Below are 13,557 nucleotides of genomic sequence, written 5' to 3'. Positions count from 1 at the left end.
CCCGGACGGGAGGTGACTGAGCTACCCGGAGTGCCGACCGAGCCGGCCCGGGGCGTGTCCGACACGCCCCGGGCCGGACACGGCCTAGTAGGGCGTGCCGTTGGCGAAGTCGGTGGCGAAGGTCGACTCGATCGTGCTGAGCACCCCGGAGTCGGAGACGATCAGGCCCAGCTCGCGGTTGTTGTTCAGCGAGTTGTCGGAGAAGTTCTCCGAGCCGGCGAACACCTTGGCGGTGGGCGTGCCGTAGTCGGCGACGATGGCCTTGGCGTGGATGTACAGGCCGGTGGTGGAGGAGTAGGTGACCACCTTGGCGCCGGCCGCGGTGACCTCGTCGAAGGAGGAGCCGTAGGTGTCCGGGCTCATCCCGACGACGCGGACGGTGACGCCGCGGTTGGCGGCGGCGGTGACGGCGTCGACCAGGGCCGGGTCGCCGAACTCCAGCTCCTGGACGTCCAGCGAGGTCTGGGCGCCGTTGATCAGCGCCAGCAGGCGGTCCTGCGAGTCGGTGGGCGACCAGACCAGGTTGTCGCCGTCCGAGGGGGTGATCGAGGTCTTGGCGTAGTCGGCGGCGAAGACCTGCTCGATCGCGGCGACGTCGTTGGCGTCGGTGTCGACGACCCCGTAGTCGCGGCTGCTGGAGTAGTAGGTGGCGTCCAGGTTCCCGGTCAGGATCAGCGACTTGGCGCCGTCCACGGTGACGGTCTTCTGGTGGGTGTAGACGAACGCCGAGGAGGAGTACGTCACGCCGACGCCGGCCGCCTTGAGCGCGGAGTAGGCGGCGCCGTTGACCGAGCTGTGCTTCCCGTCCAGGATCACCCGGACCCGCACGCCGGCGCGCTGCCGGGCGATCAGGGCGTTCACGGCCGTGGTGTCGCGCAGCTCGTACATCGTCACGTCGACGGACTTGGTGGCCGCGTTGATGAGGCCGTAGACCGCGCTGTGGTCCTGGTCCGGGAAGACGATCGTCGAGTAGCCGCCGGCGACGGCGTCGGCGTGGGCGGCGCCGGAGGCGGATATCAGGCCGGCACCGACGAGCAGCAGGGCGCCGGCACGGCGCGCGAAGGTGGCCAGGGGCATGGGGACTCCATGGTCGGTGAGGGGGAGGTCGGCGCGCGGAGGCGCCGGGGAGCGGACGCGTCAGGTGGCGTGGTCCACCTGGCCGACGCGGCCCGCGTGGACGACCAGGCCGGCGCGGCCGACGTGGACACGCCGAACGGAGCAGCCCGAACAGCATGCGGTCACGGTGGTCAACGCGGGTAGATGACGGGAGGTAAAACCTTGCCCCCGGGCCGGAGAACGGACCGTGCCCCGGCAAAACGGCCCGCCAACGGACGAAGCGGGCACGAAGGTTCACATTGCCACGGACCGTCCGGACCGGTGATAGTGATCATCGACCCGACGCGATCCGACACCGCGTCAGCGCACGAGAGAGCCGAGGAACATGGCGAAGACCCGTCTGCTGCGTCCGCTCGCGGTGGCCGCCGCCGCTGCCGTCCTGGCGGCCACCGGAGCCGTACCCGCCCTGGCCGCCGGCCAGGACGGCCCGGCCCTGCCCGCCCCCGACACCGCGGGGGTGCAGAGCGCGCTTCAAGCCACCACCGCCGCCGGCGCCCCCGGCGCCTTCGCCGTGATCAGCGACCACGGCGACGACGACCGGACCCGCTCCCTGACCGTCGGCAAGGCCGATCTGGACGGGACCCCGATGAACTCCGCGTGGAGGTTCCGGGTCGGCAGCAACAGCAAGATGTTCACGGCCGTTCTCGTGATGCAGCTGGCGCAGGAGGGCCGGATCGACCTCGACAAGCCGCTGCGCGACTACCTGCCGGCCGGCACCCTCCCGGACGGCTGGGCGATGACCGGCCGCCAGGTGATGGAGCACCGGGCCGGCATCTACGACCACACCAACGACCTGCTGGAGCAGGCCGGCGAGGAGACCACCGCCGCCTTCGAGGCCCGGATCCGCAGCACGGTCTACACCCCCGCCCAGATGGTCGCCATGTCCGTCAAGCACGGGCAGCAGTACACCCCGGGCAGCCGCTACTCCTACTCCAACACCGACTTCGTGCTGATGGGCATGGCCGTCGAGAACCTCACCGGCCGCCCCTACGCCGACGTGCTGCGCGAGCGGATCATCGAGCCGCTCGGCCTGACCCAGACCTCCTTCGTGGTCCCCGACCAGAAGATCGCAGGCGACCACGTCACCGGCTACCTCACCAACGACGACCGCACCAAGCCGCTGCTGGACTCCACCGAGCAGAACGGCTCCTGGGTGTGGGCCGCCGGCGCCGTCATCTCCACCGCCTCGGACCTCGACCGCTTCCTCGGCGCGCTGATGGCCGGCGGCGACGGCGGGCTCGTCTCCGACGACTCGCTGCGCCAGATGGAGGCCGCCATCCCGACCCCGACCGCCAAGATCTCCTACGGGCTGGGGCTCCGCCGCATCTCGCTGACCTGCGGCGACGTGTACGGGCACGGCGGCATCGTCCAGGGCTTCCAGACCCAGTCCTTCGCCACCCCGGACGGGCGGCGCTCGGTGGTGGTCTTCGCCAACGCCTCCAACAACGGCTCGGTCACCCAGGGCCTGATGAACGCGCTGGAGCCGGCCTTCTGCGGGAAGAAGCCGGTGAAGGCGGCGCCGCGCACCGGCAACGCCCCGGCCCAGCAGAACCAGCGGACCGTCCAGCACGACCAGGGCCTGCCGGTGGTCGAGGACACCCGGATCTGACCTGACCCAGGACCCGCTCCCGCACCGGCCGCCCCGGCCGGACCGTCGCTACGGCGCGACGGCCCGGCCCGGGCGGCCGTCCGCGCTCAGGTCGGTGAGCGCATCGGTGAGGATCTCGCGGGCCTCGTCCGCCCGCCCCTGTTCGATCAGCGCGGTGCCCAGCTCGGTCAGCGCCTTGGTCATGCTGTCCGGGCGCCCGACCGCCCCGTAGTGCACCAGGGCCTGCCGGTAGGCCTTCTCGGCGGCCGGCCAGCGCTTCAACGCCGCCCGGTCCTGGCCGAGTTCGTGCGCCGTCATGGCCGCCAGCAGGTGCATCAGCGGCGAGGACCAGCGCTCCACCAGCTCCAGCGCGCCGGCCAGCGCGCGGCGGCGGACGTCCACGGCCTCCTCGGCCCGGCCCAGCTCGCGCAGACAGGTCGCCGCCCCGCGCAGGGTGACCAGCCGTCCGATCATCGCGGCCCGGTTGTCGACCTCGGCGAAGGCGTCCGCCGCCCGCTGGTAGCTCTCGCTCGCCTCCCGGTGGCGCTGCAGCTGCCGAAGCCCGGAGCCGAGGTAGGTGAGCGCCCAGCCCTGCTGCTCGTGGTCACCCAGCTCCTGGGCCAACTCCAGCCCCTCACCGGCGAGTTCGATGCCGCGCTGGTAGCGGTGCAGACAGGTGATGTACGTCCAGGCCAGGTAGTTCACGTGCACCGCCTCGGCCCGCCGGTCGCCGCAGGCCCGGGCGGCGTCCACCGACAGCTGGAACACCTCGCCCCAGAGGTCCCAGCTCAGCAGCCGGTCGGAGAACCAGTGCATGGCCTCGGCGGTGTCGATCACCTCCCGGTGGCGGCCCTCCCGCTGGGCCCGGTAGAGCGCGGCCAGCCACTCCGGGTGCTCCTCCTCCAGCCAGCGGGCCGACTCGGTGAGGAGCAGCGCCGGATCGTCGGAACCACCGGCGGAGGCGTCGGCCGAGGCGTCCGGGTCGAAGCGCAGGCCGTGCCCGGCCGCCTCGCGCAGCAGTCGGCCCCCGGCCTCGGTACGGGCCTCGGCGACGGCCCCGGCCGGCTCGTCGGCGGCCAGCCGCTCGCCCGCGTACAGCCGCACCAGGTCGTGCAGCCGGTAGCGCTCCGGGGTGGCGGGCTGCACCAGGCCGGCGTCGACGAGCTGCTCCAGGACCAGCTCGGTGCGCCCGGCCGACAGCCCCGCGTAGTGCGCCAGGACGGCCGCGGTGAAGTCCTGCCCGGCGGTCAGCGCGCAGCGCCGGAGCACCAGCCGGGCTTCGGCGGGCAGCCTGCGGTAGGACAGCTCGAAGGCCGGACGGACCGCCAGGTCCCCGGTCTCCAGGAGGTCCAGGCGGTTCTCCTCGGCGGCGAGCTGGCGCGTCAGTTGGGCCACCGGCTGCTGCGGCCGGGCCACCAGCCGCTGCCCGGCGATCCGCAGCGCGAGCGGCAGGTAGCCGCACAGCCGGGCCAGGTCCGCGGCGGCGGACGGCGCGGCCTCGACCCGTTCCGGCCCGGCGATCCGGGCCAGCAGGGCGGTGGCCTCGACCGGGGAGAGCACGTCGAGCCGCAGCCGGTGCACGGCCTCCAGGCCGGGCAGGGCGTGCCGGCTGGTCACGATGGTGACGGCGGGGCCGGCGCCGGGCAGCAGCGGGCGCACCTGGCTCTCGTCGACGGCGTCGTCCAGCACCAGGACGAGCCGGCGGTCGCGCACCAGGGCGCGGAACAGTCCGGCCCGTTCCTCCGTCCCGGCGGGCACCGCGCCGTCCTTGACCCCGAGGGCGCGCAGCACCTGGCCGAGCGCCTCCCGGGCGGGCAGCGGGGTGGCGGCCATGCCGCCGAGGTCCAGCGAGAGCTGGCCGTCCGGGAAGGCCGGGGCGAGGGCGTGGGCGGCGTGCAGGGCGAAGGCGGTCTTGCCCAGGCCGGGCTGGCCGCTGATCAGCACGACCCGGGGGTGGGCGGGTCGCCGGTCCGCGGTGAGGGCGGCGAGGTCGGCGAGGGCCTGCTCGCGGGCGGTGAAGTCGGCCAGGTCGCGCGGCAGGGCGAGGGCTCCGGGCACCGGCGGGTCGGTCCGGGGCCCGGGGCCGCCGGGCGGTGCCTGGTCCGGGGCCGTACCCGGCCCGGGCGCCCCGGCGGCCCGGTGCGGCCCTGCGGACGGTCCGGCAGGGTCGGCGGCCGGTCCGCCGGGGCCGGTGGCCGACGGGCTCGCGGCGCCGGTCGCCGGGCCCTGCGGGGGCACCTGCCGCACGCCCCGGGGGCGGCCGGACTGGGCGGCCCGCTCCAGCGCGGCGGTCTGCGGGCCGTCCAGGCCCAGGGCGGCGGCCAGCGCCTGCACGGTGCGCCGCTGCGGTCCTCGGGTGCGGCCGCGCTCCATGTCCCCGAGGGCCCGCAGGCTGACCCCGGCGGTGGCCGCCAGGTCCTCCTGGGTCAGCCCGGCCGTCACCCGGTGGCCGGCCAGCAGATGGCCGAACTCCCCGGTTCCGCTCGCAACCACCATCTGCCCGCCCCGCCCCCTGGTCCGCTGGTCCGCGCTCGCGCAGTTCCGCCGCAGTTCTGCCGGGCCGCACGCCGGGCAGATCGTCTCAGGCAGAAGTATGCCCCGTGGGACGGGCCGCGCGTACCCGGCCGCGGCCTGCGGGGATGCCGGAGGGACGGGCGCCCGGCGGGCGGAACCGCCCAGCGGAACCGCCTGTAGTTCCGCCTACCCTGTTGCCAGGGGAGGCAGTTGTGCACTCCCCCGACCACTCCCCCGACCACTTCCTCGACCCCGCCAGGGCCCCAGCGGCCCCCTGGGCGCCGCTCAGCGCTCCTCCGTGGCCAGCGCCCGTTCCTGCCGTCGGGCCTCCGTCCCCTCGACGCTGCGGCCGAGCGCGAACAGCAGGTCGGCGAGCAGCCCGTGCGAGCGCGCCTCCACGGCCGGGTCGCCGACGGTGCGGCCGAGGGCGACGGCGAGCCGGGCCGAGGACAGCGCCGCGTCCCGGCGGCCGAGGGCGTGCAGGGCGCGGGCCCGGCCGTGGGTGGCGAGCACCGCCGCGCGGTCGGTCCGGACCCCCTCGCCGGTGCCGGAACGCTCCGCGCCCGGCCGGGCTGGGCCCGAACGCCCCCGGGCCGTACGGTCGGTGGCGATCCGGACCGCCTCGTCGGCGTGCGCCAGCGCCCGCTCCGGGGCGCCGACCCGCACCAGGGCCTCGGCGAGTTCGGTGAGCGCCCCGACCAGCAGGTGCCCGGTGGCCGGGGCCCGGGCGGCGGTCACCAGCTCGGTGAGCAGCGGCACCGCCCGGTCGTACTGCCCGGCCCGGGCCAGGGCGGCCGCCACCCGGCTGCGGCAGTGGTGGCGCAGCAGCGCGTCCCCGGCCCGGTCGGCGGCCGCGACGGCGGCGCCGAGCTGTTCCAGGGCGGTGCGGTGGGCCGCCCGGTGGACGTGCAGGACGGCCAGGTCGGTGCCCAGCCGGGCGAGCGCCGCGTCGTCCCGGGCGGCCTTCGCGGCGCGCAGCCCGGTCTCGGCGACGGCCCGCCGGTGCGCCCGGTCCTCGCCGCCGGTGTCCCCGGACAGTTCGTACAGCCGGCCGATCCGGTGGGCGAGCAGCCAGGCGGCGCCGGTGCGCCCGTACTGCTCGGCGCACAGGACGACGGCGTGCAGCGCGCTCTCCTCCCGGCGGAACCAGGCCGCCGGCCGGGCTCCGTCGCCACCGGCGGCACCACCGCCGTCGCCACCGCTGCCGTCGCCGCTGCCGTCCGGGCCCCACGGGGCGGTCAGCTCCAGGTAGTGGGCGATCAGCCGGTCGAGGGCGCCGAACCGTTCCTCGCAGTCCAGTTCGGCGGCCTGCCCGGCGGCGTAGCGGCGGACCAGCTCGCGGCGGGCGTAGTGGCCGGGTGCGGTCTCGGCGAGCAGGTGGACGGCGTCGAGCGCGGTCAGCAGGGTGCGGGCGGCGGCGGGCCGCAGGTCGGCGAGCGCGGCGGCGGTGGCGGTGTCGATCACCGCGCCGGGGTGCAGTCCCAGCAGGGTGAACAGCCGGGCGGCGGCGGACGGCAGGGTCCGGTAGGTGCGGTCCAGGGCGGCGGTGATGCCGCTCGGGTCGGGCCCGCCGCCGACGCCGGCCAGGGCGGTCAGGCCGGTCTGCTCGTCGGCGAGTTCGGCGGCGAGGTCCCCCGGGGTCCAGTCCGGGCGGGCCGCCAGGCGGGCGGCGGCCAGGCGCAGGGCCAGCGGCAGGCGGTCGCAGCGGTCGGCGAGTTCGTCGAGTTCGGCGGCGGTCTGCGGGGCGGTGGCGGGGCGGTCCGGGCCGAGGGCGCGGGCGAGCAGCGCGCGGGCGTCCTGGGCGTTGAGCGGGCCGAGCGGCAGCGCCAGGGCGTCCTCGTGGAGCAGCAGTGCGCGCAGCCGGTCGCGGCTGGTGACGACGGCGACCGGGCCCAGGACGGAGCCGGCCGTCGCGGGCCGGCCGGGCAGCAGCGGGGCGAGCCGCGGGTGGTCGGCGGCGTCGTCCAGCAGGATCAGGATCCGGCGGTCGGCGAGCAGGGCGCGGTAGCGGGCGGCGCGTTCCTCCAGCCCGGCGGGGACGGCCTCGGGGGCGACGCCGAGGTCGGTGAGGAACCCGGCCAGGACGTCCGCGGGTTCGCGCGGCCCGTCCGGGTGGGTGCCGCGCAGGTCGGCGCGGAGCACGCCGTCCGGGAAGCGCTGCGCCGCCCAGTGCTGGACGAGGGCGGTCTTGCCCGCTCCGGCCGGGCCGGTCACCAGGATCGGACGGCCGGTCCGGGCGGCGACGGCCAGGGCCTCGTGCAGGCCGGCGAGTTCGGCGCTGCGGCCGACAAAGCGCCGGTCGGGCGGGGCGTGGCGGGCCAACTGCTCGCCGGCCATGCGTAGTTCCGGACCGGGCGGGCCGGACAGCCGGGTCAGCGCGTGGTCGTACCGGGCCCGGGCCTCCAGGCCGCGGCCGGCCTGCTCCAGGCACTGGACCAGCCGGGCCGCCAGCGGCTGGCGGCCCGGGTGGGCGTCGGCGGCCGCGCCGAGTTCGGCCACCAGTTCACCGCCGCGGCCGGCCAGCAGCAGCCGTTGGGCCAGCCGGTCCAGGGTGCGCAGCCGCAGGTCGGTGAGGTCCGGGAGGGTGCGGGTGCGCAGCAGCTCGGAGCCGCAGTCGGCGAGCGCCGGGCCGCGCCACAGGTCGAGGGCGGCGCGCAGCAGCGGGACGGCCGGGTCGTCGGCGCCGAGCCGGGCGGCGGAGCCGGGCAGCAGCACCCCGGCCCGGTCGTGCAGCGCGCCGAAGCGGACCAGGTCCACCCGGTCCGCGTCGCCCTCCAGGACGTACCCGCCGCCGCGGGTGCCCAGCACCAGCCGGGGGTCGTCCAGTCGGCGGCGCAGCGCGGCCACGTGCCCTTGGAGGGCGGCCCGGGCGGTGGGCGGTGCGGCGCCGTCCCAGACCAGTTCGATCAGTTCCTCGGCGCCCACCGGCTGGTTCAGCCGGACGGCCAGCGCCGCCAGCAGCGCGCGCCGCTTCGGGGCCGAGGGGGTGACCACCGTGCCGTCCGCCCGCCGGACCGTCATCGGCCCGAGCAGCTCGATCTCCATGCTCCCCTTCCCGTCGGGGGTCGTCGGCCTCCGGTGCCGCGCCGTCGCCCCCGTAGGGAGGGACGACGGGGCGGGCCTGAGCGGTTCAGTTCCCGGGCCCTGAGCGGTTCAGTTCCCGGGCCCTGCCCGGTTCAGTTCCCGGGCCCGTCGGCCGGCCCGCCCGGGACCGGTTCGCGGTCGGCCCAGGCCGGTGCGGTCCGGCGCTCGGGCCCGGCGAGGACCTGGACGTCGAACGGCGCGTACTCGTTGCCGTGGTCGCGTGCGGTGTAGCCGGCCGCCGTGAGGATCGCGATCATCGCGGTGGCCATCGCGGTCTGGGCCTCGCCCGACTGCCGGACCGCCGGGGTCTCCCCGTCGGCCTGCTGCGCCTCCTCCCCGGCCCGGCCGCGCAGCCGGGGGCTGACGTGCCAGCTGACCAGCACTTCCGGGTCCGCCGCGCCGAAGTGCTGGTTCCAGGTGCTGACCCGGACCTCGGCGCCGGTGGCGAGGCCGCGGTGCAGGCCGGGGGCCGTCACCGGCAGCCCGGCGGCGGCGAGTTCGTCGCGGACCCGCTGGGCCAGCCGCTCGTACCGGGCGTTCACGTGTCTCTCGGAGTGCTCGTCCATGCCCGCACGCTATCCGGCCCGGGCACCGCCGCGGCAACCGGCGGCCGCGGGGCGCTACGGGGCGGGCGGGACTCCCGGACACGCCCCCAGGCAACCATCCGGCCCCTCCTGGGACTCTGTACCCCTGGCGGCCCGCGCGGCGACGAGCGTCCGGGCACGAACCGGGCCGGTGCGCGCAGGACGACTGCTCCGTCCCGGGGGGCCGCCGTCGGATCATCGGGCGGGACGAGGTGGGGGTACGGGTGCGGATTCGGCTGCTCGGGCCGGTGGAGCTTCGGCTCGCGGCGGGCGGCCTCGCCACGCTGGCGGGGTCGCAGCGGCGCGCGGTGCTGGCGCTGTCGGCGCTGCGGCTGGGGCAGGTGGTCGGCATGGACCAGTTCTGCGAGCTGCTGTGGGGCGAGCGGGCGCCGGCCAGCGCCCGGGCGGCGGTGCAGGGGCACGTCGCGGCGCTGCGCAAGGTGCTCGCCGACACCCCGTTCGAGCTGCACACCCGGGCCCACGGCTACCTGTTGAGCGGGCCGGCCGAGGAGGTGGACGCGCTGCGGTTCGCGGGGCTGGCCGGGCGGGCCGCCGATCGCGCCGACCGGGGTGCGGACGGGGAGGCGGTCGCGCTGCTGGAGGAGGCGCTGTGGCTGTGGCGCGGGGAGGCGCTGGCGGACCTGCCGGACACCCCCCTGCGGGCCGCGACCGCGGAGCAGTTGAAGCAGTCCGCGACGGCGGCCCTGCTCCGGTGGTCCGCGCTGCGGCTGGGGCAGGGCGCGGGGGCGGCGGCGGTGCCGCTGCTGGAGCAGAGCGTCCGGCGGGACGGGCTGCGCGAGGAGCTGGTGGCGCTGCTGATGCGCTGTCTGCACCAGGCCGGACGGCCCGCGGAGGCGCTGAGCGCCTACCACCGGACCAGGCTGCGGCTGGACCGCGAGCTGGGCATCCGGCCCGGGCCGGCGCTGCGGGCGGCGTTCGCCGAGGTGCTGGCGGACGACCGGCCGGCGCCGGCCGCGGTACCGGCCGCGGCCCCGGCGGCCGTCCCGGTGCCGGCCGCGGCCGGCGGGTCCGCTCCCCCGCCCGCCGGACCGCTCCCGACGGTCCCCCGGCAGCTGCCCGGGCTGCGCGTGGAACTGATCGGCCGCACCGCCGAGTTCCGCTGGCTGGACCGCGCCTGCGCCCCCGACCGGGCCACCGACGGACCGGCCCTGGTGGTCGGCCCCGCCGGGACCGGCAAGAGCGCCCTGGTCACCGCCTGGGCCCACCGGGCCGCCGACCGCTACCCGGACGGCCGGCTGTACGCGGACCTGCGCGGCCTCGACCCGGCCGGTCCGGCCGAGCCCGGCGCCGTCCTGGGCCGCTTCCTGCGCGCCCTCGGCGTCCCGGAGTGCGCCCTCCCGCCCACTCGGGCCGGCCGTGCGGCGCTCTACCGCGAGCGCACCCGGGGCCGCCGGCTGCTGGTCGTCCTGGACGACGCCGCCGACGCCGACCAGCTCGCCGACCTGCTGCCCGAGGGTCCGGGCTGCGCCGCCGTGGTCACCGCGCGCTGCTCCCTGGAGAAGCTGGTCGCCACCGACGACGCCGCCCTGCTGCGGCTGACCGCGCTGCCCGAGGACGACGCCCTGGCCCTGCTGGAGCACCTGCTGACGCCGAACCGGCTGCGCCCCGAACCGTCCGCCGCCACCGCACTCGTCCGGCTCTGCGAGGGCCTGCCGCTCGCCCTGCGGATCGCCGCCGCGCGGCTGGCCGCCCACCCGGAGTGGACGGTCGCCGCGCTGGTCGCCGACCTGGCCGACGAGGAGGGCCGGCTGGCCGCCCTGGAGCTCGACGAGCGCACCGGCCTGCGCCAGCAGCTGCTCCTCAGCCACCGCCAACTTCCGCCGTCGGCAGCCCGGTTGCTCGCCCTGCTGGCCGTCCACCCGGGCCCGGAGGTGGACGGCCAGGCGGCCGCCGCCCTGCTCGACACCGACCCGGCCACCGCCCACCGGGCGCTCGGCGAGCTGGCCTCCCGGCACCTGCTCACCGGCACCGCCCCGGGCCGCTACCACCGCACCGAGCTGGTCCGGCTGTTCGGCGTCCAGCTGCTCGCCGAACAGCCCGAGCAGCTCCGGGAGCAGGCCCGCGCCCGGCTGCTGGACCACTACCAGGCCGCGCTGCAGCACTGCGGCGGCTACCTCGACCCCGGCCAGGAGGACGCCGGGGTGCCCGCCCGGAGCCCGCAGGCCGTCCCGCCCGTGGTGGACATCCGCACCGCGCTCGACTGGTTCCGCGCCGAGGAGCCCGCCCTGCGGGCGCTGATCGACGAGGCCGCCGTCAGCGACCCGGGCCGGGCCTGGCGGCTCGCCCTGACCACCGGTTCGCTCTACTACGGCGCCAGCCGCTTCACCGACTGGCTGGCCCGCGCCGAGGTCGGCCTGGCGGCGGCGGAGCGCTGCGCGGACCCGGTCGCGGTGGCGTTCCTGCACAACTGCCGGGCCCAGGCGCTGGTCGCCCTGGAGCGCCGGCACGAGTCGGCCGAGGCGTCCCGGCGCGCGGTGGCGGCCGCCGAGTCCGCCGAGGGGCCGGCCGCCGCCTCGGCGCGGGTGCGGGCACAGGCCTCGCTGGCCCTGGTCACCGCGATGCTCGGGGACTCCGCCGGGGCGCAGCGGCTGGCGGCGGAGGCGACCGCGCTCGCCGTCCGGTCGGGCGACCGGAAGCGGCTGGTCGACGCCCTGGTCCACCAGGGCTGGGTGAGTCTGGCGACCGGCGATCCGACGGCCGCCCAGCGGCTGTCCCAGGAGGCCCGGGAGCTGCTGCCGCCCCGCCCGGTCACCCAGGTGCACCTGTGGTCGCTGCTGACCGAGGCGCAGGCCCTGCCGCCGACCGTCCGGGACCACGCCGCGGACCTGGCCTGGCACCGGCTGCTGGCCGCCTGCGAGGAGGCGGGCCTGCTCTACCTCCACGCGGTCACCGAACAGTCCTACGCGGCCCACCTGGTGGCCCGGGGCCGCGCGCCGCAGGTGCGCGAGCGGCTGGCCTCGGCGCTGGAGCGCTTCCGCCGGCACGACCGGCTGGCCGGGCACCGCAGCGAGTTCACGGCCGGTCTGGAGGCCTCGCTCAGCCTGCGCGCCGGGGACGGGCCGGAGGCCGGGTGCGCACCCGGCAGCGACCGGACCGCCGTGGACGGTCCGGTCGCGTAGCGCTCACCCGACGGCCGTCCCCCGGAGTCCTACCGAGGGTTCGGCCGGAGGGATCAGCCGGGGGCTCAGCCCGAGGTTCGGCCGGGGGTTCAGCCGGTGGCCGGCGCGTACCCGTGCTCGGCCGCCAGCACCGGCCGCAGGGCCCGGACGGCGTAGAAGTTGCGGGACTTGACCGTCCCCGGCGGCACCCCCAGCTGCGCCGAGGCCTCCAGCACCGAGCGGTCCTTGAGGTGCAGCTCGACCAGCACCTCGCGGTGGTGCTTCTGCACCCGCCGCAGCGCCAGCGCGATGTCCCGGGCGACCACCACCTGCTCGTACGGGTCGTCGGCGAGCGGGCGGTCCTCCACCGGCTCGCCAATGGCCTCCTGGGCTCGGGCGGCGGCCATCCGGTAGTGGTCGATCGCGATCCGGCGGGCGACGGTGAACAGCCAGGGGCGGCTGTGCTCCGGGCCGGCGGCCAGGGCCTCCGGGTGCTGCCAGGCGCGCAGCAGGGTCTCCTGGAGGATGTCCTCGGCCTTGCCGCGGTCGCCACCGGTGTTGCGCAGCAGGGCGCGCAACAGGTAGCCGCCGTGCAGCCGGTGGATCTCGGCCAGGGTGTCGGGGTCGAGGGTCCGTCGGACCGGGGCCGGCTCCGGCACCGCGACGGGGTCGGCAGGGGGGCCCGCGGGCGGCTGGGCGACGGACGTGGGCGGAGCGACGGACTGCTTCGACACGCGCTACCTCTCAGGTCGGGCAAGGGCACATGGCAGGGCTTCCGCCGGACATCCCCCGTGGCGGTAGACATCAGCCTGCCGGGCGCCGCCAAGGACCTGCCAACGATCCGCCAACGCCCGGACCGGGCGGCACCCGGCGCGGCGCCGGGTGCCGCCCCGTCGTGCCGGGGAGGCCGCGCCGGGCTCAGTCCGTGCCGGGTGCCGCCGGGCCGCCGTTGAGCGCCTCCACCAGGTCCTGCACCCCGTCCTCGCCCCGGTGCTCGATCAGCACCGCGACCCAGCCGGCCAGCCGTTCGCGCTCGGCCACCGTCCACCCCGGTGCGGAGGGGTGCTCGTCCACCACCAGCGCCCGGGCCAGGCCCAGCAGCCCGGGGGTGGGTTCCGCGCGCCGCTGGCGCTCCGGCAGCACCCCCAGCGCCAGCCGCCGGGCGACGGCCGTCACCTCGGCCGCGCCGCAGGCCGGCACCGCCAGCCCGGACGGCCCCGGCACCACCGGTGCGCCCATCTGCACCAGGGCCGCGATGTACTCCCGCACCTCCGGCCCGTCCGCTTCCATCCGGCGTTCCTCCCCCGTCCCGTTCCGTCCCGCTCTACGGCGCCCACCCCGGTCGGGGTTCAGGCGCAGCCCACCGACCGTACCGGTCGGTACGGTTACGGCCTGAAACCCGCCGTTCCGTCCGCCGTTCCGTCCGCCGTCCGGCCCGGTCGGGCCGGACCGCATTGTGCCGGTCGGTGATGAGAAACCGCGGGCCCGACACCACCGACACCACCGCCGCCACCGGGAAACGGCGCGGCCGGCCGGGGCGGCTGCCCCGGCC

At 77.3% G+C, this 13,557-nt stretch carries 8 protein-coding genes; 2 read left to right on the top strand and 6 right to left on the bottom strand.

Going from position 1 to position 13,557, the window contains the following annotated elements; all coding sequences use genetic code 11:
• Positions 1-84: 84 nt before the first annotated feature.
• A complete protein-coding gene (locus ACFC1T_RS11505) occupies positions 85-1,077 on the bottom strand; it encodes a phosphatidylserine/phosphatidylglycerophosphate/cardiolipin synthase family protein (RefSeq protein WP_375886661.1) in 993 nt (330 codons plus the stop codon).
• Positions 1,078-1,441: 364 nt separating this feature from the next.
• Between ACFC1T_RS11505 and ACFC1T_RS11500 the strand changes: the two genes are divergently transcribed.
• Positions 1,442-2,725 (top strand): serine hydrolase domain-containing protein, encoded by a 1,284-nt coding sequence (locus ACFC1T_RS11500; protein WP_375886659.1) that lies wholly within the window; start codon positions 1,442-1,444, stop codon positions 2,723-2,725.
• Between the two features lie 48 nt (positions 2,726-2,773).
• Here the strand turns inward: ACFC1T_RS11500 and ACFC1T_RS11495 are convergent, their stop codons facing one another.
• The 3 genes from ACFC1T_RS11495 to ACFC1T_RS11485 form a co-directional block, all read right to left on the bottom strand.
• Positions 2,774-5,200 (bottom strand): tetratricopeptide repeat protein, encoded by a 2,427-nt coding sequence (locus ACFC1T_RS11495; RefSeq protein WP_375886658.1) that lies wholly within the window; start codon positions 5,198-5,200, stop codon positions 2,774-2,776.
• 303 nt (positions 5,201-5,503) lie between these two features.
• The gene (locus ACFC1T_RS11490; RefSeq protein WP_375886657.1) at positions 5,504-8,263 is read right to left on the bottom strand and encodes a BTAD domain-containing putative transcriptional regulator; all 2,760 of its coding nucleotides are present in this window, start codon (positions 8,261-8,263) and stop codon (positions 5,504-5,506) included.
• Positions 8,264-8,394: 131 nt separating this feature from the next.
• Complete coding sequence (locus ACFC1T_RS11485) at positions 8,395-8,868, bottom strand: hypothetical protein (protein ID WP_375886654.1); 474 nt, start codon at positions 8,866-8,868, stop codon at positions 8,395-8,397.
• A 242-nt stretch (positions 8,869-9,110) separates the two neighbouring features.
• On the opposite strand from ACFC1T_RS11485, the gene ACFC1T_RS11480 reads away from it, so the two are divergent.
• Complete coding sequence (locus tag ACFC1T_RS11480) at positions 9,111-12,026, top strand: BTAD domain-containing putative transcriptional regulator (RefSeq protein WP_375886653.1); 2,916 nt, start codon at positions 9,111-9,113, stop codon at positions 12,024-12,026.
• A gap of 89 nt (positions 12,027-12,115) precedes the next feature.
• Here the strand turns inward: ACFC1T_RS11480 and ACFC1T_RS11475 are convergent, their stop codons facing one another.
• Both ACFC1T_RS11475 and ACFC1T_RS11470 read right to left on the bottom strand, forming a co-directional pair.
• Positions 12,116-12,739, bottom strand: a complete 624-nt coding sequence (locus tag ACFC1T_RS11475) for a sigma-70 family RNA polymerase sigma factor (RefSeq protein WP_375886650.1) — start codon at positions 12,737-12,739, stop codon at positions 12,116-12,118.
• Positions 12,740-12,923: 184 nt separating this feature from the next.
• Entirely contained in the window at positions 12,924-13,295 is a 372-nt protein-coding gene (locus ACFC1T_RS11470; RefSeq protein WP_375886647.1) for a hypothetical protein, read from the bottom strand.
• Positions 13,296-13,557 lie beyond the last annotated feature (262 nt).

Source organism: Kitasatospora sp. NPDC056076 (genome assembly GCF_042266305.1).
Taxonomy (GTDB): Bacteria; Actinomycetota; Actinomycetes; order Streptomycetales; family Streptomycetaceae; genus Kitasatospora.
The sequence above is the reverse complement of the archived record's forward strand: the minus strand, read 5'-3'. Positions and strand labels throughout refer to the sequence as shown.

Excerpts from the sequence above, each read along its gene's own strand:
- ACFC1T_RS11505 (WP_375886661.1), bottom strand. The coding sequence starts at position 1,077 with ATGCCCCTGGCCACCTTCGCGCGCCGTGCCGGCGCCCTGCTGCTCGTC.
- ACFC1T_RS11485 (WP_375886654.1), bottom strand. The coding sequence starts at position 8,868 with ATGGACGAGCACTCCGAGAGACACGTGAACGCCCGGTACGAGCGGCTG.
- ACFC1T_RS11490 (WP_375886657.1), bottom strand. The coding sequence starts at position 8,263 with ATGGAGATCGAGCTGCTCGGGCCGATGACGGTCCGGCGGGCGGACGGC.
- ACFC1T_RS11470 (WP_375886647.1), bottom strand. The coding sequence starts at position 13,295 with ATGGAAGCGGACGGGCCGGAGGTGCGGGAGTACATCGCGGCCCTGGTG.
- ACFC1T_RS11495 (WP_375886658.1), bottom strand. The coding sequence starts at position 5,200 with ATGGTGGTTGCGAGCGGAACCGGGGAGTTCGGCCATCTGCTGGCCGGC.
- ACFC1T_RS11500 (WP_375886659.1), top strand. The coding sequence starts at position 1,442 with ATGGCGAAGACCCGTCTGCTGCGTCCGCTCGCGGTGGCCGCCGCCGCT.